21 protein-coding genes and 1 pseudogene are annotated in these 19741 nt (G+C 57.7%); 8 read left to right on the top strand and 14 right to left on the bottom strand.

The window, feature by feature from the left end:
- Positions 1 to 508: 508 nt before the first annotated feature.
- Together KLP40_RS17380 and KLP40_RS17375 are read right to left on the bottom strand one after the other, a co-directional pair.
- A complete protein-coding gene (locus tag KLP40_RS17380; protein ID WP_215595094.1) occupies positions 509 to 889 on the bottom strand; it encodes a hypothetical protein in 381 nt (126 codons plus the stop codon).
- Positions 890 to 1024: 135 nt separating this feature from the next.
- Positions 1025 to 1300 carry a hypothetical protein gene (locus KLP40_RS17375; RefSeq protein ID WP_215595093.1) on the bottom strand — a complete coding sequence of 92 codons (276 nt, stop codon included), beginning with the start codon at positions 1298 to 1300 and terminating at the stop codon, positions 1025 to 1027.
- Between the two features lie 198 nt (positions 1301 to 1498).
- Between KLP40_RS17375 and KLP40_RS17370 the strand changes: the two genes are divergently transcribed.
- The gene (locus KLP40_RS17370; RefSeq protein WP_215595092.1) at positions 1499 to 1666 is read left to right on the top strand and encodes a hypothetical protein; all 168 of its coding nucleotides are present in this window, start codon (positions 1499 to 1501) and stop codon (positions 1664 to 1666) included.
- Positions 1667 to 2174: 508 nt separating this feature from the next.
- On the opposite strand, the gene KLP40_RS17365 is transcribed toward KLP40_RS17370, so the two are convergent.
- The 3 genes from KLP40_RS17365 to KLP40_RS17355 all read right to left on the bottom strand — a co-directional run bounded on the left by KLP40_RS17365 (position 2175) and on the right by KLP40_RS17355 (position 4643).
- On the bottom strand, positions 2175 to 2642 hold the full coding sequence (locus KLP40_RS17365) for a carboxypeptidase-like regulatory domain-containing protein (protein WP_215595091.1): 468 nt from the start codon (positions 2640 to 2642) through the stop codon (positions 2175 to 2177).
- 263 nt (positions 2643 to 2905) lie between these two features.
- Positions 2906 to 4024 (bottom strand): Fic family protein, encoded by a 1119-nt coding sequence (locus KLP40_RS17360; protein WP_215595090.1) that lies wholly within the window; start codon positions 4022 to 4024, stop codon positions 2906 to 2908.
- Positions 4025 to 4079: 55 nt separating this feature from the next.
- Positions 4080 to 4643: a recombinase family protein gene (locus KLP40_RS17355; RefSeq protein ID WP_215595089.1), complete on the bottom strand. Its 564-nt coding sequence runs from the start codon at positions 4641 to 4643 to the stop codon at positions 4080 to 4082.
- 458 nt (positions 4644 to 5101) lie between these two features.
- Between KLP40_RS17355 and KLP40_RS17350 the strand changes: the two genes are divergently transcribed.
- Positions 5102 to 6223 carry a Fic family protein gene (locus KLP40_RS17350; RefSeq protein ID WP_215595088.1) on the top strand — a complete coding sequence of 374 codons (1122 nt, stop codon included), beginning with the start codon at positions 5102 to 5104 and terminating at the stop codon, positions 6221 to 6223.
- A gap of 100 nt (positions 6224 to 6323) precedes the next feature.
- Here KLP40_RS17350 and KLP40_RS17345 read toward each other — a convergent pair whose 3' ends face one another.
- Positions 6324 to 6614 carry a hypothetical protein gene (locus KLP40_RS17345; protein ID WP_215595087.1) on the bottom strand — a complete coding sequence of 97 codons (291 nt, stop codon included), beginning with the start codon at positions 6612 to 6614 and terminating at the stop codon, positions 6324 to 6326.
- Between the two features lie 526 nt (positions 6615 to 7140).
- Here KLP40_RS17345 and KLP40_RS17340 point away from each other — a divergent pair.
- Positions 7141 to 8232: a hypothetical protein gene (locus KLP40_RS17340; protein ID WP_215595086.1), complete on the top strand. Its 1092-nt coding sequence runs from the start codon at positions 7141 to 7143 to the stop codon at positions 8230 to 8232.
- Between the two features lie 26 nt (positions 8233 to 8258).
- On the opposite strand, the pseudogene KLP40_RS17335 reads toward KLP40_RS17340, so the two are convergent.
- A pseudogene (locus tag KLP40_RS17335) lies at positions 8259 to 8989 on the bottom strand (IS5 family transposase); the annotation flags it as partial.
- Between the two features lie 104 nt (positions 8990 to 9093).
- Between KLP40_RS17335 and KLP40_RS17330 the strand changes: the two are divergent.
- Positions 9094 to 9420, top strand: a complete 327-nt coding sequence (locus KLP40_RS17330; protein WP_215595084.1) for a hypothetical protein — start codon at positions 9094 to 9096, stop codon at positions 9418 to 9420.
- A gap of 263 nt (positions 9421 to 9683) precedes the next feature.
- Here the strand turns inward: KLP40_RS17330 and KLP40_RS17325 are convergent, their stop codons facing one another.
- From KLP40_RS17325 to KLP40_RS17295, 7 genes are all read right to left on the bottom strand, one after another.
- Complete coding sequence (locus KLP40_RS17325; RefSeq protein ID WP_215595083.1) at positions 9684 to 10280, bottom strand: Fic/DOC family protein; 597 nt, start codon at positions 10278 to 10280, stop codon at positions 9684 to 9686.
- 246 nt (positions 10281 to 10526) lie between these two features.
- Complete coding sequence (locus KLP40_RS17320; RefSeq protein ID WP_215595082.1) at positions 10527 to 11141, bottom strand: hypothetical protein; 615 nt, start codon at positions 11139 to 11141, stop codon at positions 10527 to 10529.
- Between the two features lie 233 nt (positions 11142 to 11374).
- On the bottom strand, positions 11375 to 12352 hold the full coding sequence (locus KLP40_RS17315; protein ID WP_215595081.1) for a site-specific integrase: 978 nt from the start codon (positions 12350 to 12352) through the stop codon (positions 11375 to 11377).
- Between the two features lie 98 nt (positions 12353 to 12450).
- On the bottom strand, positions 12451 to 13011 hold the full coding sequence (locus KLP40_RS17310; protein WP_215595080.1) for a 3'-5' exonuclease: 561 nt from the start codon (positions 13009 to 13011) through the stop codon (positions 12451 to 12453).
- A gap of 288 nt (positions 13012 to 13299) precedes the next feature.
- Positions 13300 to 13593 carry a COG3415 family protein gene (locus KLP40_RS17305; protein WP_246558972.1) on the bottom strand — a complete coding sequence of 98 codons (294 nt, stop codon included), beginning with the start codon at positions 13591 to 13593 and terminating at the stop codon, positions 13300 to 13302.
- Positions 13594 to 13847: 254 nt separating this feature from the next.
- Positions 13848 to 14246: a hypothetical protein gene (locus KLP40_RS17300; protein WP_215595079.1), complete on the bottom strand. Its 399-nt coding sequence runs from the start codon at positions 14244 to 14246 to the stop codon at positions 13848 to 13850.
- Complete coding sequence (locus tag KLP40_RS17295; RefSeq protein WP_215595078.1) at positions 14243 to 14698, bottom strand: hypothetical protein; 456 nt, start codon at positions 14696 to 14698, stop codon at positions 14243 to 14245. Before KLP40_RS17295 ends, KLP40_RS17300 begins: the two co-directional genes overlap by 4 nt.
- A gap of 308 nt (positions 14699 to 15006) precedes the next feature.
- Here KLP40_RS17295 and KLP40_RS17290 point away from each other — a divergent pair.
- The 4 genes from KLP40_RS17290 (at position 15007) to KLP40_RS17275 (ending at position 19711) form a co-directional block, all read left to right on the top strand.
- A protein-coding gene (locus KLP40_RS17290) for an IS3 family transposase (protein ID WP_215595077.1) occupies positions 15007 to 16106 on the top strand; the annotation gives its coding sequence in 2 pieces (ribosomal slippage) (positions 15007 to 15259 and positions 15259 to 16106; 1101 coding nt in all).
- 730 nt (positions 16107 to 16836) lie between these two features.
- Positions 16837 to 18288, top strand: coding sequence for an ATP-binding protein (locus tag KLP40_RS17285; protein WP_215595076.1), 1452 nt, complete (start codon positions 16837 to 16839; stop codon positions 18286 to 18288).
- Positions 18289 to 18443: 155 nt separating this feature from the next.
- On the top strand, positions 18444 to 18827 hold the full coding sequence (locus KLP40_RS17280; protein ID WP_215595075.1) for a transposase: 384 nt from the start codon (positions 18444 to 18446) through the stop codon (positions 18825 to 18827).
- A gap of 20 nt (positions 18828 to 18847) precedes the next feature.
- Positions 18848 to 19711, top strand: a complete 864-nt coding sequence (locus KLP40_RS17275) for an IS3 family transposase (RefSeq protein ID WP_215595074.1) — start codon at positions 18848 to 18850, stop codon at positions 19709 to 19711.
- Positions 19712 to 19741 lie beyond the last annotated feature (30 nt).

Here is a 19741-nt window from a genome sequence, read left to right as displayed (position 1 = left end):
TTGCGAACCAGCCGCTGCAACTGCGCTTGCTCGGCAGCCGACAGTTCAATCGAAGAAGAAGTGTTCATCCGACCCTATACGAACTCGACACCAAACTGGTCTAATAACTATGCGGGCAGAGCACTAGCCGCTTGAGCGGGCTACGACCGTTGAGAAAGTCCTTGTTTAAGTAGCATACGAGCACGAAGTAGAATCCCCCGTTCCCTCCAGAGGGCAGAGAAAGAATCATGGGAAGCACGCTGAGCATCACGAGCGAGACATGTTCGCCAAGCATGGAGAGCAAGCGAAACTTTCGATTGGCGGTGGGTTTGCTCAAAACAGGGGGCAGTAGCTTAAATTAACCAAATGGGCTTGGGTTCTTACAAGCGGTGTTTGGAACCCTCAAGTACGCTCCTTGAACTGAACAAAGCACGTTTACCTTCAGACCGTTTCGCTGAACTTGGCGGCGTGAACTAGAGGGGTGCTTGAGCTGCTATTTCCGTGACAGAAATTGCCCCTACATCAGCCACTAAGCAAGATGCCAAACGGCAATACCCGACCAAGGAAAGAGATGCGTCCATTCGGCTGCCTTCTTACCATACACCAGGTGATAGTTGGCCCGGGTCTGCTGCATGAGCTTGCCAAAGTCAGAAGCGGGCACATAAACCCCGTTTTCCACGGCAAGTACCTGCGATAAGTCTTCAAGGGCAAGAAAGCAGGTACGGTAGGCACGCTCACTACTGGCTAGGACGGAGCCGGCAAAGGCGAGGCAGTCCGTGGGCAGGGACAAGGCGACTTTCTGGTCGTTTTCGCCCAGGACGAGCACCAGTTGCAGGCGGCCCTCGGCGTAGGTATAGGACTCCAGCACGGAATCACCGCTGTTGCTCACCACGTCGGCAAAGGTCATCATCTTCAAAAGCAAAGGAACAACACCGGCAAGGCGTAGCTCATCGGAAGGATATTAGTGAAAGAGCATAATTACGCTCGTAATTCTTAACAAAGCGCGTTTACCTTCGAACCGTTTCGCTGAACAAACTCAGCGAGGTTACGCAACGTGATTTGCTTGCAGCAATTGGTTGATTTGGGTGGCGAGTTGCCGGGTGGCTCGGGAAAAGGCGGGGTTTACGTCGTAGCCCATCCGCTCGGAGTAGACCCACACCATTGCGGGCTCCACGTCCCCAGACTGGTTCCAGGCCTCGACCAAGACGGTGATATAATCCTTGTACTCGCTCTCGGCAATGCCGTCGGGTACTCCAATCGGATTCCACTCCGCCAGTACGGCATTGACTTGAGCGAAGAGCGTTTCAGTTAGCGTGACCATTGCAGAATAAATATACCGCTCTTTTCAGCAAACGGCGCCCGTTTACCTTCGGACCGTTTGGCTGAACAGGGAGTCATGTAGATAAAGCAGAGCTAGCCGGGTATCTTACGCCTCATGCGCGCCTACTTGTCTTTACTTGCCGCCCTCGGGGCATGTACCGCCCCGCGCATATCCGCCTCAGCCTCGTCCACGTGCCGCGTGTTGCAGGTACAGGGGCCGATCACCTACGCTGCGGCCGATACCACCGCGGCCTATGCCGCGGTGCAGGACTTTGCCCGGCACGTGGGTGCTCCCTATATGTTGCTCTACCTGAGCACGACCGGCGGGCACCCCAATAACGCCCGCTGCCTGCGTGTGGTGCAGTGAGGAGCGGACCGGTTCACAGCCTACGCTTACCGGCGGTCGGGAAAGGTGGATAGCAGCACGTTTGCCAGCCGGTCGCTGGCCCAACGCTTAGCCGCGCCGGTCGGGCACTTCACCACCCTGTGCCCGGATTTTACGTCCAACATCCACTACGAGATGCTCTGGGTCAAGCAGGGCCCCACCACGGGATTTAGCCTAGTGCTTGAAACACTTAGTTTTTATAAAGTCACACAGGCAAAATCTGCATCATAGACTTGTAAACGCCGTTTTTACCGGCATAACCATCCGAGAATTAAGTGTTTCATGCACTAGTCGGCGAACTGGTCAACCTGCAGGGGCCAATGTCTCCGGGCCCGACCTTAGCGCCTCTGGCTCAGAGGATGGAGCAGGAGGGCACGGGCATGCGCTTCTTACAACCCGCCGACAGCGCCGTACTGCAACCGGCCTTAGACTTATTGCAGGAGGTGCGACACCTGAAGTAATGACGATACTCTCGTTTACCTTCGGACCGTTAAAGTGAACGTGGGACCCACTTGGTGAAAATTGGCAGAGCACAAGGAGCATGGGATTTGAAAAGGCCTTTCTCATACGCCTGCTGATGTATTCGGGGCAAGTGCTTAAACCGCTTGAAGATTTTTCTATTCACACGCCTCACCGACATAAAATCATAAGTGAAGCCATAGAGGAGAATCACTTCAAGGGTTGAACATTCTCCGCTTAATTGGACGGTGCTCCATTCCATGCCGATCGTGCTGAATAGGAGCGTGTGGGTGTTAACAGGAACATCAATCTTAAAATACCCCTCCATGTCCGCCGTCCCGATGACGGTCGTATCCCGCACGTAAATGAACGCCTTCGGAACTGCTTCCAATCCCTCGTCTAGTACCCGCCCGGTAAGGGTCTTGGTGGGCTGTGCACGGGCGGTTATAAGGGTGAGGACTACCGCTAAAAGGGTTAAGAAGGCATTCAGGTGGCACATCAACGGCGACAAGTAGAGGAGCGGATACAGAAGGATAGCAGACTCGGTGGCCAACTACGGGCCAGTGCTCAAGGACAGGGCGAGCCCGTTCCGATAATGCAAAGTAGCCCTCCGTTCTATAAAATGCTCCTTCTGCTGAACGCAACCCTTTACCCACTTACTCGGCTCGGGCTCTGCGTGCCCGTGAAAAATAGTTATCAGGAATGAAAAAGGCTTACAGCCTATCGTTGGTGGTGAAAAACACTTACGAAATGGCCCGGCGTTTACGACGCTTCTGGTTCGGGTGCCAAGCGATAGCTGGTGCTGCGCCCACCGGCGCCTTCGTGCACCAGCACGCCCTTGGCCACCAGGTCGGCGATGTCGCGGCCGGCCGTATCCTGTGAGCAATGGGCCATACGCGCCCATTTGGCCGTGGTGAACTTGCCCTCGAAGCCGTCGAGCAGCCGCGTGAGCAGCTGCCGCTGCCGGACCGTGAACGCCGCGTCCCGGTGCTGCTCCCAGAAGCGGGCCTTGGCCAGCACTTGCCCCAGCGTTTGCTCGGCGGCTTGTAGGGCCCGGCCCAGGCAGCCTAAGAACCAGTCCAGCCAGGGTGTCACGTCCAAGGACCCGCGCTGGCTGGTTTCGAGCAGGTCGTAATACGCTTGGCGCTCGGCCTGAATTTGCGCCGACAGGCTGTAGCAGCGCTGGCCCGTGCCGTCGGCGCGGGCCAGCTGCAAATCGGCAATGGCGCGGGCGATGCGGCCGTTGCCGTCGTCGAAAGGGTGAATCGTCACAACCCAGAAATGGGCCAGCCCCGCTTTGAGCACGGGGTCCAGGCCTTGGTCGGCGTTGAACCAGGCCAGGAACTGCCGCATCTGCGCGTCGAGCTCCGCGGCCGCGGGCGCCTCGTAATGCACGCGCTCGCGGCCCAGCGGCCCGGACACGACCTGCGTGGGCCCGGTGCGCCACGCGCCCACCTGCAGCGGGTACAGCCCGCTGTAGCCCGTGGGAAACAACGCCGCGTGCCAGCCGAACAGGCGGTTCGCGGTCAGCGGCGCGGCGGCCTGCTGGGTGGCGTCGAGCAGCATGGCCACCACGCCCTCCACCCGCCGGTCGGCGGGGGGCAGCGCGGCCTGTTCTAGCCCCAGGCGCCAGGCGATGGAGGAACGCACCGAGGCCGGGGGCAGCAGTTCGCCCTCGATTTCGCTGGACTTGAGCACGTCGAGCGTGAGCGTACGCAGCGTGGCTTCGGCCCGCAGGTCCACACCCAAGGACTCGAGCCGGCCCAGCAACCGCCCCTGCTGGTAACGTACGGTGCCCAGCAGCGCCTCCAGGACCGCCGGGTCCCAGGTAAAGGCCGGCCAGCCCGGACGTTGATGGATGTAAGACGCTATTCTCCGCATAATATGCGGTGAATATACCCCTTATTCTCCGCATGTCCCTGCCCTTGCGCTTTGTTCACGGGACGGTGGTGGTCACGGGACTGGGCAAAGGTTGGGCATGCAACGCTACGCCGCGGTGGTGCAGGTACTTGTAGAAGGTGGCCTTGCAGATACGCAGGCTGCGGGCCATGTCGTCCACGCTCAACTCCCGGGCCTTGTAGAGCAGTTCGGCCGCGCGGGCCGTGCGCTGGGCTTCTACCGAAAGTCCCGGCTTGCGCCCGCCGACGCGGCCCCGGACACGGGCCGCGGCCAGCCCGGCCAGGGTGCGCTCGCGAATCAGCTCGCGCTCAAACTCGGCCAGCGAGGCAAACAGGTTGAGTACGAGCCGACCTTGGGCTGACGACGTGTTAATGGCGTCGGTCAGGTGCTTGAGCGAGCGACCCAGCCGGTCGAGCTTGTAGATGTAGACCGTGTCGCCCGGGCGCACCTGCAGCAAGAGCTTATCGAGTTCGACCCGGGCGGCCAGGGCACCGGAGGCCTTTTCCTGGTAGATAAGCTCGCAGCCGGCCTGGGTCAGGGCGTCGAGCTGCAATTCTAAATTCTGGTCGCGGGTGGAGACGCGGGCGTAGCCAATCTTCATACAGGGGAGTTTACGAAACTCATCTGCTAACGGCATTTCGTAAACTTTGATTGGTAGACGAGTTTCGTAAACTCGGCATAGGCACCAAATGGCCGTTCCAAGCTTTGGTGCAACTTGCAGGGCGTTTAGTTTAGCAGTTTACCGAAAGGAGGACTTCTCCGCCAAAGGCCGATTCCTCCTTGAAGGCCCCCAGTATTTCCACTACATCCTGTTTCCAAGTGCTCATTCCTTGTCGGCTGATAGAATGGGTATAATTACGCTCCTATTTTTGAACTAGACGAAGTCGAAGTAGCTGTAAGCATCAAAATCTATATCGTTTTAACGTCTGGTTTGCTGGAATCGGTCCTTGATGAGGCCCAAATCAGAGTAAACATTAAATAATTACACCCGGTGATGTCTGTATGAAAAGTCGTAGCTTTGTGCTTGTGACAGGCCGCTTAACCCGTGAAACCGCGTAAATGAGCTATACCATCAATCCGGACCGCAACCAGCCGTGGAACGCGCTGCCGGAATTGCCCGTGGCGGCAGCGCTGGTCGAAACGGTTGAAATCCTGAGCCAGTTAGTCAAGGCCCGGGCCGCGCTGGGGCGGCTACAGGGCCGGAGCGCGGTGATTCCCAATCAAGGCTTGCTCATCAACAGCATCAGCCTGCAGGAAGCCAAGGCCTCCAGCGCCATCGAAAACATCTTCACCACCGACGACGAGCTCTACAAAGCCTACAGCGAGCAGGCCACGGCGACAAGTGACGGCGCGCCCAAGGAAGTGCTGCGTTACCGCGAAGCCCTGTGGCACGGGCATGACTACCTGCGGGACCGTCCGGCCATTGAGGCCGAGTATTTCCCCCAAGTATACCGGCAAATCATGCAGGCCACGGACGGCATCCGCCCGCCCAGCGCGCAGATCTACATCAAGCAGGGTGGCTCCGGCCCCAACGCGGGGAAGGCGGCCTACACGCCTCCGCGGGGCAAGGGCGTGCTGGAAGCCAAGCTGGCCAACCTGCTCGCGTTCCTCAACGACGACGAGCGCTTCCCCCTCGACCCGGTGCTGAAGATGGCCATTGGCCATTTTCAATTCGAGGCCATTCACCCGTTTCGCGACGGCAACGGCCGCACGGGCCGGGTATTCAACATCCACTACCTGACCCACAAAGGGCTGCTGGATTACCCGATCCTGTTTTTGAGCCGCTACATCATGGACCACAAGGCCGACTACTACGCCTTCCTGTCGGGGGTGTCGCAGCGGGGTGATTGGACATCCTGGCTGCTCTACATGCTGCGGGCCGTTGAAACCACGGCCACCCTGACGTATGATAAAATCAACGACCTGGTGGCGGCTAAGGACGCCATTTTGCAGGCCGTGGTAACTGATACCCAAATGGAGCGCCCAGAGCAACTGGTCAATAGCCTCTTTACGCAGCCCTTTACTAAGGTTAAGCATCTGACCGATGAGCGCCTGTACGTGGAAAACACGGCCCGCAAGTACCTCAATCAGTTAGTGGACATGGGCATCTTAGCCAAAAAAGTCATCTCCGGTCATCACTATTACCAGAACTTGGAGCTTCATCGCATACTGAGCGAGTAACTAGAGAAATGGAAGTCCCGGCCGTTTACCATCGGACCGTTTAGGTGAACTTAAACTATCCTGCCTGGACCCTCCCTGCTTTCATGGATTCGCACCAGTCTCAGTACCCATATGTGTATCGCTGGTCGAGCAGGGCGGCCGGTTGCTGCTGGCGGTAGAGGTCGAGTGCCACATGCAGCAAGCGGTAGAGTTGGGGATGCGAGGTCGGCGAAGGGGACAGCGCGTACACGTTTTTCTCTGGTTGCTGCCTGGCCTTCACCACCACGTCGACCGAAGTGCCATCGAGCACGATGCGGCCGCGGTTTGCATCGGCCCGTTCGAGGTGCGCGGCCGGGCTCCGGTACACGGAATCGAGGGCTAGCACCAAGGCCCGGTGCCCAGCGGTTGGCACGCGCAGGCTGTCCCAGCGGTAGACCGTGTACTGGTTTTGCAAGGCCGCCACGCGCTGCAGCGCGGCGGTTTTTTCCGCAGCCGGCAGCCTCGGGGCTTGGAGCGCAGATTCAACCGCTGCTAGGCGCGGGTCCCGGCGTAGGGCCGTGCGTTGGAGGCTGTCCAACCGCCCGAAGCGGAGCACAAGGGCCTCGGCCTCGCGCGTTAGCTCGACCCGGAAATCCGAGCCAGTGACACCGGAATGGGCGTGGAAGTGAACTGAATAACGCGGCGGAGCGCTTTGACCTGTTCCGACCAAAGGTCTGAGCAGCAGGGCCGCCAGGCAAAGCAGCTTTTGGTACGTTCGCACAAGCAGGAAGCTAAGTTTAGTAAGAAGAGCAAGCAGTATTACGGAAGGTACAATTCAAACGCTCCTATGATTTAATGGCGCTCGTTTACCTTCGGGCCGTTTGGCTGAACACATCTGAGAGCGACATACGCCTTCCTATTCTTTTTCTTTCTGTACGCGTACTACGCCTGTTCCCTCCATGCCCGATATTACCTCGTTCGACTCCCTAGACTATGCCCTGCAGCAGGTGAGCGGCAAACCTACCGTACTAGAAGCGCTCTGGGACGGCGACACGCAGGGCTGGTATTTGTGTCTGAGCGTGTATGTGAAGAGGGGCATCTGGCCCCTGCAACGAACCGAACGCCACCCCCTAGGTACGGTGACGCTGGGCAACGATTTGCGACTCTTCAGTGGCCAAGTACCGCCCTGGCCCGAAGCCGAATTCGTCAAAACCTTTGTGGAGCAGACCCATGGTACGTATGGCCTAACCCTATACTTGCCCTCCGAGGAACCCGACCTTGATTGCCCCCGCTGGACTGAGCGGGAGCACGCCATTACCTGTGCCGATTGCGGTAAGCTCATCCTACCCTCTGACAGCCCATACGTGCCGAAGGATATTTGCCACACCTGCCAGCTACGCCGGGAGCAAAAAGCCCGCATTCAACAGGATGAGCCCCAGCACGATGGAGTGTACCTATACGTCTACAAGGATAACGTGTACCGCTCGGTCGGTTACGTCAGCGATTTCGACAACTTCGACGTTGCTCCCTACATCGATTCCGCCTTGCTGCCAGGCTTGAGCCAGGACACCGTCCCCATCGTGACGCTGGAACCGGAGGCACTGGTGGAAATCCAGGCCCGTTTGACCGAATCGTTGGAAGAGAAACTGGCCGCTTACGAACCGCCCGAGAATACCCGCCGCAAGCCCCGTTTCGCGACCATCATCTATGCGGGGGTCCCGTATGAGCTCGACCGACAGCGGCATAACCAACATTACGACATATGGAAGCTGTTTCACAGTTGGGAATGGGTTCAGCGAGCACTAGCAGACGATGCCAGTTATAAGTTCTTCTTTAAGCGGGGGTTCACTTACCGGGACGACTCCATGCTGCGGTTCCTGAAATATCCCACACCAAGCCCTAAGACCGTGGAGCAGATAATCCAGCACTACGATGGTAGCCTGACAGAGCAGGAGATCCGCGGCACGCTCGCCAAATTGGAGGCGCTGCACTGCCTTACGATAGCGGGTAAGGACGTCACCATCACGCAAACCGGCCGCAACATTATATAATCGGCGGGACTAGAGTGTGTGGACAGTCATCGGAGCCAATCGAGGGCGGCGAGCAGGTGAGCACTGGCTAAGAAGCAGGTGGCAGTTTTCTCGTAGCGGGTGGCAAAGCCCCGCGCCTCCTTGAGCCGGCCAAAGAAGCGTTCGACTTTGTTGCGGTCCGCATACAGGTTCTCATCATAGGCCCGCTGGTCTAGGCGGTTGGCCTTGGGCGGAATCACGGCGTGCGCGTGTTGCCCGGCCACCGCCGCTAGCACGGCGTTCGTGTCGTAGGCCTTGTCGGCCACCACAGCACCGGGCTTTTCGGGCAAGGCAGCCAGCAGTTCCGGTAGCACGCTACAATCGGCTTGTTCGCCTGGGGTGAGCTTGAGCAGCAGACAGTTGCCCAGTGCGTCCACCACGGCATGCACCTTCGTCGAGAAGCCGCCCCGGCTGCGGCCTAGGCTTTCGGCCGCGGCCGTGCTTTTTTTTGGCCGGCGGCGGCTTTGTGGGCTTTGACCGTGGTCGAGTCGACCAGCACCCAGGCATAATCCGGCTCCTGCACCGCCTGGAACAGGCTCTCCCAGACCCCCGCCAGCGCCCAGCGGCGAAAGCGTCGGGCGACCGTGTTCCAGGGGCCAAACCGTTCGGGCAGGTCGCGCCAGGCACAGCCTGTGCGCACCCGGTAGACCACGGCGTTGACAAAATGGCGGTTGTCGCGGCCGGTGCCGCCGGCCGTACCGGCCTGCCCAAGCGTGTGTGGCTGAATCAGTTGCCATTCACGCTCCGTAAGTTCGTGGCGTCGCATCCCGCAAAGTTAAACATGACTGTCCACACACTCTAGGGCAGCCCGTGGCGGAAGTGCTACTCCAAGCTCCCTCCCCCGTGGTTGAAACGTTGCCTACGCTCACCGTATACCGGTTTGGCGCCGTGTCAGTGTGGGCCCGCGACGGACTAGTGGACCAAGTCGGCGTGTTTGCTGGCTATACCGGCACCTTGCCCTCGGGCGTGTGCCTGGGCATGCCCTTAGTTGAAGTGCAACGCCGCATGGGACCGGTCGTGGAAGAATGGGACGACACGCTCATGCTCGCCGGCAGTGACGGGTGGTGTTTCGAAACAACTGCGTGGGACAACGGCTGGTTGGTGGAACAAAACCTGGAAGCCCGATTGGTGGCAATATTTGTGAACACTTCTAAGCAAGGCGAAGGGTAGTAGGCTCACCGTTGCCCTTGTTTCAGTGAACAGGTCCTGTAGTTTATGTGGCCTGGAATGATAATTATCCGTACTTTGTACTAGCAAGGCAGAAACCGTAATAATTATGAAAGCGACTGGCAAACGAATCGTAGACCGCTACCCGCACCTGCGGGAGGGAGCAGAGCGTCAGCAAATGTTGGTGCGCAATGCCGTGGGCTCGGCCCGTGTGGAAGGCATTCGCGCCGATGAAGGGCGGCTGCGTAAAACAGTGGGCACTTCGGTTACGGAGACGGGGGCAACACGCTTGCGATAACGGCCTGCATGGGCTCGTACTGGAGCAGCCCAGCGGCTTGCACGGCCTGCACATACAACTTAAAACGTCCTGGCTCGGCCAATGCTTCCCATTGGAAGCTGGTCGAGCCGTTTTTGTAGGCCATGAGGTTGGCCAGCACGCGCGCGGTGCGGCCGTTGCCTTCCCGAAACGGGTGAAGGAACAACAACTCGGCGTGGACGCGGGCCACGTCGCGCACCAGGGACGTGGCATCGGGCCAACTGTGGGGCAAGGGCCGCAGCATTTCCCTTTCAAAATCCGCCATGTTTTTAGGCAGGTGCCGCGCCGCCGGAAAAGCGAAGCCACCTTTGGAGAGGTTGACGGTGCGGTAATGCCCCGCGAAGCCGTAGACCCGACCGAGGGCGCGCCGGTGGATTTCCTGAATGTAGGCCTCGTCAAAGACCTCGTCCTCGCGCAGCTCGTTCAACAAGCTCTGCTCGGCCAATAGGAAGCCTTCGGTTTCCGCCTGCTGCACTTCTGCCAACGACGAGAGTCCCAACAGATTGGGCAGCGCTTCTTCTTCGTCACCAGAGGAGGCGTATTTCATGGTTCCAAGGGCATAAGTCCTTCGGCTTGGCCGCGAACCAGTACAGGTAGGCAACGCGAGCGAAGAAAGGCAAGCACAAGAAAGCAAGTTCTTCTCCAGCCCCAAAGTAGCTGTCAAAGAAATAATACTTCATTTGCGATTTGGACAGCTATTAGACGTGTTGCGATTGATGGATCAAGGGGTTAGGTGAAAATTCCAGAGGCCGGCGCACACTTGGAGAGCATCAAAAAGTGTGGGGCAATAGGGTTAGGCGGCCATCTGCATCGGTCCTGCTGGCACTGACCGGAAGCCGGGATACTGCTGCCGAAAACAGTCTTCCCATTCCTCGTTGAGCACTTTGGTTCGGGCCTGTACGAGCAGGTGCGCCCCCCTTTTGGTCCACTGCATCTGCTGTCGCTTCACCATTCGCTTGGCCAGCACCTGATTTACCGCCGACTCCACAAAGCCCGTAGACACCCGTTCGCCGTAGTGATGGCGCTCCGAGTAGTCGACAATGAAGCCGCTGTTCTGCTCCACGTAGGTGTGAAAATCAGCCAGTAGCCGGGCCAATGGTTTGCACTTGCTGTATTTCTTGGCCACCAGCGGGTCGTCTTGGTGCGTGGTCAGGATATCGTCCAAGTCCAGTATTTTTTCCAGGGCCCGCTCGGCGTTGCCGTGCCAGAGGTGCCATTTGATGCTAGTCAAGCCATCTTGCAGCGCTTTTCCCCCAGCCGCGTCGACCTGAGCAAAGCCCAGCGCGTACTGCTGCAGCACCGTCAGGCGCATGGTCAGGTGAAACCAGTCCAGGATGTGGGTGGACTCCGCACTCAGGTAGCTGGTCAGCGACCGCAGCACCGCGGCGCCGTCCGTGAAAAATTCCACTGCTTGATTGGCTTGCAGCCCCTGCGAACGCAGCACCTCGAAGACCCGCAACCAAGTACCGGTCCCCCTCGACGTTGGCGTTGGCCATGGCCAGTACATCCTTAATAAATTCGGGGCTTGCCGCCGGGTTATAGGCTGTTTGTTTAAAATCGAGCCGGGTACTCTCGGTTTCGTGCAGGATCAGATCCAGTAGGTCCATCGGCATCAAGTTAAGCGGTTGTGGGCCGTATCATCTACAAGCCCAGATCAATCACCGCATTGTGCTGGCGGATGTTGTCGAGCCGGGTGTAGCGCCGGATCATGTCGGCGGTTTTGTGCTTGGTCTGATTCATGATCTTCGAGTCGTCGGCCCCGCCCAGCTTGGCAATGGTCACGAACGACGCCCGCAGCGAGTGGGCGGAGTACTGCCCGCCCAGGTAGTGCTGCACCAGCTTGTTGATGGTCACGCCACTGAGCCGGCGCCGGCCCAGGCGCTGCCCTTTGTGGAAGGAGACGAACAGCGGGCCGCTGGTGCGCCCGGCCTCGGCCAGCAGCTGCAGCCAGTCGCGCAGGGCCCGGACGGGGCAGGTGCGCCGGTCGGCTGAATACACCAGCGCTTTTTCCTCGGGGGCTCCGGTCTGGTTGGATTTACTCTGCTGCAGCCGGACGATCAGCCCCTCCTCGTCGAAGGTCAGGTCCTCGATCTGCAGCTGGCTCAGCTCGTCGCGGCGGAAGGCCCCGGCGAAGCCCAGCAGCAGCAGCGCCCGGTCCCGCACCCCGTCAGGGCGGTCCTGCTCAATGGCCTGCACCCGGCGCTTGAAGTGGGTCAGGGTAAAGGCCTGGGCCTGTTTGAGCTGCTGCTTCTTTTCCAGGACAATGCCCTTAAACAGATCCTTCACCGTCTCGTCGCTGGCCGGGTTAGGGAGCCGGGCCAGGCGGTGGGCCTTGCTGATGGCGGCCAGGTGGCGCTGGATGGTCGAGACTTTTTTCTCCCGGGCCAGGTCCGTCAGAAAGCCGGCCACGGTGGCGGGCTCCGCCGGCAGCGGCTGGCGGTCATACGTGTGGCACCAGGCCGTGAAGCGCTGCCAGTCGCCGGCGTAGGCCCGCTGGGTGTTGACGGTGCCCTGCTGGCTGCGGGTCAGGTAGTCCTGGGCCTCGCGGGTGAATTCCTCCATACTGCGGGCGGGGCCTACTTCCCAGGCACCGGCGGCGGAAGGGGTGGGCAGGCTCATGCGCAGGCGCGGAAAGCAGGGTCCGTGCCCAGGGGCAGCTGCCGGCGGCGGCGCTCGGCGTCGACGCGCGCCCGCTCGGCGGGCTCGTGCAGGTAGCGCTAGACGGCGCGCGCGGCGTGGGTGTCGGCCAGCGCCGAATGGGCCGGGCCCTGCCACTCGTGCAGCACGTAGGCCGCGGCCACCGCCAGCCGCTGCCGGCGCAGCGCCCGGCCCTCGGGATGCCACTCCCCGTAAAAGGCGGTAAATTCCTCCAGCAGGCAGTGGATCTGCGCCGGGGGGCCGAGGGCCAGCACCGGCGCCAGGATCTGCGTATCACAGGCGGCGTTGTAGATGACCAGGTGCTGGCCCCGCACCAGGTCCGCCAGCGGTGGGGTCAGCTCGGCCAGGGTCGGCACCCCGGCGCGGAGCACCTGGTCGGGCCGGATGCCGTGCACCCGCTCGGCCTCGGGCCACCGGGTCCGGCGCACGGGGCGGAGGAGCGTGTGCAGCAGCACCTGGCCGGCGCGGTTAAGCAGGGCCAGGCTCAGGGGCTGGTGGTCGCGGGCCGGCAGGCCGGTGGTTTCGGTATCGAGAGATATGTAAAATATCCATGAATCGTCAGGATCGCCGGCTAGAAAATCATTAGGTTTCGATAAGTAAGGATTATCGAAACCAATCACCGAAAAAACAACAAAAAACCAGATAGTATAATTATCTGGTTTTCGTTATGAAACCACTATAAAATGTTCTATTTTAGATCAAGACGTTACTGCGTGGGCACTCGGTAGCTCAGCGCCAGCTTAAACGCCGCGCCTTTTGGTATCAATGGATTCAGGGGTGTTGGGAGAGCATCAAAAAGTGTGGGGCAGTCGCGGTCACCAAGCTCTTGAACACTGTTGGCGGAAGCCCTGCCGGTAAGCGCTTAACCTGATTGCCTCACACTTTTTGATGCTCTCCCAGCTGAGCCCCTACCGATGGCCGCCTAGCCCCACTGCCCCACACTTTTTGATGCTCTCCAGTTTTTTTTTACGGCGTAGCCCGTGCTCGTTGAGCACGTCCCAGATGCAGGTCTGGCAAACGGAACGACCCGAGTGGGCCTGCCAGCCTGTGTTCAACTCGGCCAGCGTGGCGTCGGCGTGCTCCCCCACGTAGGCCACGAGCCAGGCCTGATCGTCGGCCGAGAGCAGACGTTCGGGACCGCCACTGGCTGGTTTTGGCGCCAGCGAGCCGGTCTCCCATTCCCGCCGTAACAGCTCGCCCACGAACGAGCGGATTACACCAAAGCGTTTAGCCACTTGATTTGGCGGGCATTCGGTTCGCGGCAGGCGGCCGCCACGCGGGTGCGTAAATCAAGGGAATAAGCGTGCATACAAACCCGTACGAGACGTCAGACGAAACAACCGAACTGTTTACGAAACCGCTATAACACCGCCCATTTTAGGAAAAGACACATCAGCAATTATTTTAACATATTGTTTCCTGATCTATTTCGCATTTGAAATTTGTCCGTATCGAACTAAACACCGCGTGAGAAATTAGACAAGGCTATTTTAACTTTCTCAAACTCTATATCAGAGAGGTCGAATAGAGGCAAGAAAAATGTTTCTCCGCTAAATAATATAATTTTTGAGAAAAACCTCTGTGTAATTAAGATTTCTCTCACCTCGTTAGCTTTAATTTTTCTTTTATTAAACAACGAATATATAATTATATCGCCGTCTATTATATCTAATATTTTTATTTTTAACAACTTGTATAGAAATATCGACAGAAAAACAAAATCAATAGTTAACACTATTTTTACATAATAGTCAGATGCTAACATTCCTGGAAGGGTTAATCCAACATTCACAGCCAATAAAGGTATTGCCTTAGAAACCACGACTTTGCGAGACCGGTAGAAAGATATTTTCATGGACGGGTATATTGTTTAGTGCAGCTGTTACAAGGCTCATTACTTTTAGGCAAGGTTTCTAAACCACGTGAAATTGAAGCACCAAGGAACGTAGATAATGCAGTTATACCAATTCCTATAGGAGTCGAAGCCCGTAATAAGCTTAAACTACCAGCAGCAGTGACTGCTAAACCTGATGCTGTTCCACCGTAACTTACCACATTAGCAAGTCGAGCTGCTCCCGCCTTCGCAGAAGCATTTTCATCTCTCATGGTAATGGATAGCCCTTGACCTTCTTTACTCCCTCTATAAGCAATAGCTTCCTTAGAAAATTCAGAAAGCCCATAACTACTAGGACTAATAGTTCTATCAGTTGTGGTGAATCCTCCAACAGATCCACCCATCTTACCTTCTATCGTAACATTTGTTTTAGTTACAGTCACTGTATTTGTAATAGAAACAGGCTCGCCCACAACGACATTGAAAAACAAAAATTATATACAATATTGTATTTTTTATTTATAAATAATTACTGGTCGCAATTAGATGATTATAATAATGAGTTTTTGGTAAAGAGAGGAATCTAGTGAAAATGTTATGGCAGTGGCAAAATAGCAGGAGATTCATATCTTGAATGATGCTTCAAATCACTCTCACCTGCAAGAAGTGCGGTAGTGCTGCACTGCGCAAGAACGGCAGCCTAAATGTACGCTTCCCCATGAAGTAGGCCAGTGAAAAGTAGAGGAAGGGGGTATCTTTTCCCATCCTTTTCCTGCTACCCATGAAAAAGAGTCGCTTTAGTGAAGCCCAAATCATCGGCATCCTACGCCAGCAAGGCCAGGGCCAAACGGTGGTCCAGATCTGCCGCGAGCACAGCATTAGTGAGCCCACGTTTTACCAGTGGAAAAGCAAGTACGGCGGCCTGGAGCTGACCGAGCTGCAACGGCTCAAGCATCTGGAAGAAGAAAATCGCCGGCTCAAACAGTTGGTGGCCGATTTGAGCCTGGAAAACCAAGTGGTCAAGGAGGTGCTGCGAAAAAAGTAGTCGCCCCGGCCGAGCGGCGGGCCGTGGCCCAGCACGCCGTGGCGCAGGGGCTGAGCCGACGTCAGGCCTGCGCCCTGGTGGGGCTGGCGCGCGCCAGCTACGCCACGCCGCCCGGCCGGGGCAACCAGCCCGAACGGCAGGCGGCCGACGCGGTGCTTGTCGATGCGCTGCTAGCCTTGGTCAAACGCCACGCAGGCTGGGGCTTTTGGAAATACTACCACCGCTTGCGCAAAGACGGCCTGTTGGCCAACCACAAGCGGGTGTGGCGGCTCTATCAGGCTCAGCGGCTGCAACTGAGCAAGCGGCGCAAGAAACGCCGCTTACCCGAGCGCGTCCGTCAGCCGCTGGCTGTGCCCGAGGCCCCCAACCAGTGCTGGTCGATGGACTTCATGAGCGACGCGCTGACCGATGGGCGGCGCTTTCGCACGCTCAACGTGGTGGAGGACTGGAATCGGGAAGTACTCGGCATCGAGGTCGACTTCTCGCTACCGGCCGCCCGCGTCGTGCGCCTGTTACAAACCCTTGTGGAGCGCCACGGCCCGCCCGAACGGCTGCGCGTCGACAACGGGCCGGAATTTATCAGCCAGGCGTTGCAGGACTGGTGTGGCCCCCAAGGCATCGTGCTACACTGGATTCAGCCCGCCAGCCCCACCCAAAACGCCTACGTGGAACGCTTCAACGGCTCATTTCGCCGCGAACTGCTCAACGGCTACCTCTTCGCTACCTTGCAACAAGTGCGCGAGCACTGCCGCTTGTGGCAATACGATTACAACCACCTGCGCCCCCACCAGGCGCTGCACTTTATGACCCCAACTGAGTTTCGTCAAGCCGCCTGACCTCTACTTTTCACTGGCCTACTTTATGGGGAAGCCTACATAAAGGTGGAGAGCATCAAAAAGTGTGGGACAGTTGTGCAAAGCGCCTGCTAGGTTGACTCGAGAAGCCGCAATAGTTAACGAAAGCGCTGGCCCCATCAACTGTTCCTCTCTTTCGTGCCTTGCATACTGTCCAGCTGCCCCACACTTTTTGATGCTCTCCTCCATGGGAGGTCGCACAATAGTAAGAACGGAAAACAACGCCAAGGAATCCTGAGCTGGCTGTCCATCCTATAAAACGTGCGTTTAGACGCCAGTGAGGTAGTTTTTAAGAAAAGCAGGCCTTGGCTAAGCTGGCTTATAGCTTTTGCTCATCTCACGTATCAAGGAGAGCATCAAAAAGTATGAGGCGGTCAGATTTCGCAGCCGGCTGTAGGTGAGCTTACAGTGGCTGGAGGTCGAATAGCCCACCCTTTTTGATTCTCTCCAATTTTTTCTCCTTTGCTGCCGTAACGAGGCCGAGCCAATAGGTAGATGCGTCGGGGCTTCCGGCAGCTTCGTTTTTTCTGCCAGACGGTCAGAGTCTGTGCGTCCTATTATTCATGTAGTGCCCATGTAATGATTTGGGGCCTTTGCCAGCAACCCAGTCGCCTCACGGCCTGGAAACGGCTTTTTTCATGTAGTGCTTATGTAATGATGAAGCCTGAAACCCGTACTTTGCTGGAAATTTCCGCTCTCTTCCTTGCCGCGTATGCCTGTTGTCGACCCCGCTGACCTGCTGACCCAACTGCTAAAACTACCCGCCGAAACAGAGGTCGTGGAATTCAAAGAGGCGAAGAACACCTACGATTTTGCCAAGCTGGGCAAATACTTCAGCGCCCTCAGCAACGAGGCTAACCTACGGGGCATGGACGCGGCTTGGTTGGTGTTCGGCGTCGACGACAAGAAGCAGGTCGTTGGCACGCAGTTTCGTCCGCGCCGACCCGATTTGGATAGCCTGAAGGGCGAAATCGCCAAGAAAACCAGTAATGGCATCACCTTCCGCGAGATTCACGAGGTGGCGATGGGCAGCCAGCGGGTGTTGCTCTTCGAGATTCCCCCGGCCCTGCCGGGCAACCCAACGACCTGGGAAGGCCACGACTACGGGCGCGACGGGCAGGAGCTGACCGCCCTCAACCCGGACAAGGCCGAGCGCATCCGCCGGCAGGCCCTCGACAACCGATTCGAGCAGGAAATTGCCTTGCCGGGGCAATCCGCCGAGGAGGTATTTCGGTTGCTGGACTACTCCGTGGCCTTTCGCATGTTGCAGGTGGCCGTGCCCGCCACCCGCGATGGGCTGCTCGATAAGCTGGTGCAGGAGAAACTGATTCGGCCGCAAGCCGGCGGCTACGACATCACCAACCTCGGGGCGCTGCTGTTCGCGCACGACCTCAACGACTTTGATCGGCTGGCGAGCAAGGTGGTGCGGCTGATTTTCTATGCTGGGCCGAACCGGGCGCGTAACTCGCGGGAAACGCCCACGCCCCGGGGCTACGCGCTGGAATTTAAGAACCTGGTGCACACTATCAGCAACCAACTGCCAGGCAACGAGGAAGTGCGCAAGGTGCTCCGCGAAACGACGCCGCCCTTGTACCCGGAAACGGCACTCAGCGAGCTGATTGCCAATGCCCTCATTCACCAGGATTTTCGCATTAGCGGCGGCCCCAAGGTGGAGGTGTTTGACAACCGCATTGAAATCACGAATCCCGGGGCCCCACTCATCGACCCGCGCCGCTTTATTGATCATCCTCCGCGCAGCCGCAACGAGGCCCTGGCCGGCATGATGCGCCGCCTTAGCATTGGCGACGTGCGGGGCAGCGGCATCGACAAAGTCATTGAGGCGTGCGAGCTCAACCAGCTGCCCCCACCCCGCTTCGATACTGGGGAAGACTGGACGCGGGTGGTGCTGTTCAGCCCCCGCGAGTTTGGGCAGATGGACAAGGCCGATAAGGTGCGGGCATGTTTTCAACACGCCTGCCTCAAGTTTGAGTCGGGCAGCATGATGACCAACGAGTCGCTGCGTGAGCGGCTCGGCATCGCCGAAGCAAACTACCCAACGGCCTCCATCATTATTAAAAACACGATTGAGGCCGGGCATATCAAGCCCGCCGACCCCAGCAACAAGTCGCGACGACAGGCCAAGTATCTGCCGTATTGGGCGTAATCCTATCCACGCCGAAGCCAGCAGGCTCCGATAGCTGTTGCAGAAGTAGGAGAGCATCAAAAAGTGTGGGACAGTTGTGTAAAGCGCCTGCTAGGTTGACTCGAGATGTCTTGTCCGGAAACAGGTTGACAGTTTTTCATCTCAAAAACTGTCCCATGCAAGACCACATTCGCGACCTGCTCCACCGGTTCCAGTACAGTGAGCAATTGAAAGAAACGGCAGCGTTCCGCATTCTCCTTGGTGGAGAGGATCCCCGCCACGTCATGGCGGACCTGGACATCCATAACGGCTACACGCTACGCAACTGGGTGAATCAGTATCAACGCAAGATCCAGACAGGCTTGTTCGTTGCCCCTACGATGACACGCACTCAAAAACAGGACGTTCAAGCGTTGCAACAGCGCAATCAGGAGTTGACGCATTTGCTCCAGGATGCCAATCTGCTCATCCTGGTACTGAATACGATGATCGAGGTAGCTGAACAAGAACTCCAGATCCCGATCCGAAAAAAGTCTGGCACCAAACGGTCTCAAAGCTGAGAAGCAATGAAATAGCACAGGTGAGCGTCGGGTCCCTGTGCCGACTGTTTGGTGTAAGCCGGCAAGCCTTTTACCGCAAAGAGAAGCATGTGCAGCGGGCTCGTAGCCAGTCGCTGCTGGTGCTGGACTTGGTGCTGGCACTCCGGCGCGAAATCCCGGGCCTGGGCACGCGCAAGCTGCACTTGTTGCTGCAAGAACCATTGGCGGAGAGCGGCATTAAAATGGGGCGGGACAAACTGCATCAGCTCTTGCACGAGCATAGCCTGTTGCTGCGTCGGGCGCGTCCAGTTCCCAAAACGAAAAATTCGCTGCACAGCCTGCGAAAATACCCTAACTTGTTGCGCGACAAGCTCATTACGGCTCCCCATCAGGTGTGGGTAAGCGATATCACCTACTTGTGTGTTGGGCTAGGCTTTGGCTATTTATCCTTGATCACGGATGCTTATTCCAAGATGATCATGGGCTATTGTCTGCACCCTCTACTGACGGCTGAAGGGGCGGTCAAGGCATTGGACATGGCCTTAAGCCAGCGTGAAAATAGCCAGGAGCTTATCCACCACTCGGACCGGGGAAGCCAGTACTGTAGTTTCCAATATGTACGAAAGCTGCGACAGGCTGGCATTGCCATTAGCATGACGGAAAACGGCGATCCGTACGAGAATGCCATTGCCGAGCGCGTCAACGGTATCCTCAAAATTGACTTCCGCTTGAACCAGGTCTTCCATACGTTTGAGGAAGCGCAACGGGCAGTCGAAGCGAGTATCCGTGGGCTACAACCACCTGCGGCCTCATATGAGTTGCGGGTATTTAACACCGGCTGCGGCCCACGCCAGTACGGAGCCATTACAAAAACTATGGAAGCCGAAAGTATACTCGCCCCGTAAAGCGGCCACCGCCGAAGAGGACTATAAGGA

Source organism: Hymenobacter piscis (assembly GCF_018760735.1).
Classification (GTDB): domain Bacteria; phylum Bacteroidota; class Bacteroidia; order Cytophagales; family Hymenobacteraceae; genus Hymenobacter; species Hymenobacter piscis.
Note: the sequence above shows the minus strand (reverse complement) of the source record. Positions and strands in the feature narration are given on the sequence as shown.

Bases quoted from the DNA above. Each gene is read 5' to 3' on its own strand.
- KLP40_RS17380 (WP_215595094.1), bottom strand. From the start codon at position 889: ATGATGACCTTTGCCGACGTGGTGAGCAACAGCGGTGATTCCGTGCTG.
- KLP40_RS17375 (WP_215595093.1), bottom strand. From the start codon at position 1,300: ATGGTCACGCTAACTGAAACGCTCTTCGCTCAAGTCAATGCCGTACTG.
- KLP40_RS17365 (WP_215595091.1), bottom strand. From the start codon at position 2,642: ATGTGCCACCTGAATGCCTTCTTAACCCTTTTAGCGGTAGTCCTCACC.
- KLP40_RS17360 (WP_215595090.1), bottom strand. From the start codon at position 4,024: ATGCGGAGAATAGCGTCTTACATCCATCAACGTCCGGGCTGGCCGGCC.
- KLP40_RS17355 (WP_215595089.1), bottom strand. From the start codon at position 4,643: ATGAAGATTGGCTACGCCCGCGTCTCCACCCGCGACCAGAATTTAGAA.
- KLP40_RS17350 (WP_215595088.1), top strand. From the start codon at position 5,102: ATGAGCTATACCATCAATCCGGACCGCAACCAGCCGTGGAACGCGCTG.
- KLP40_RS17340 (WP_215595086.1), top strand. From the start codon at position 7,141: ATGCCCGATATTACCTCGTTCGACTCCCTAGACTATGCCCTGCAGCAG.
- KLP40_RS17325 (WP_215595083.1), bottom strand. From the start codon at position 10,280: ATGAAATACGCCTCCTCTGGTGACGAAGAAGAAGCGCTGCCCAATCTG.
- KLP40_RS17315 (WP_215595081.1), bottom strand. From the start codon at position 12,352: ATGAGCCTGCCCACCCCTTCCGCCGCCGGTGCCTGGGAAGTAGGCCCC.
- KLP40_RS17300 (WP_215595079.1), bottom strand. From the start codon at position 14,246: ATGAAAATATCTTTCTACCGGTCTCGCAAAGTCGTGGTTTCTAAGGCA.
- KLP40_RS17285 (WP_215595076.1), top strand. From the start codon at position 16,837: ATGCCTGTTGTCGACCCCGCTGACCTGCTGACCCAACTGCTAAAACTA.
- KLP40_RS17280 (WP_215595075.1), top strand. From the start codon at position 18,444: ATGCAAGACCACATTCGCGACCTGCTCCACCGGTTCCAGTACAGTGAG.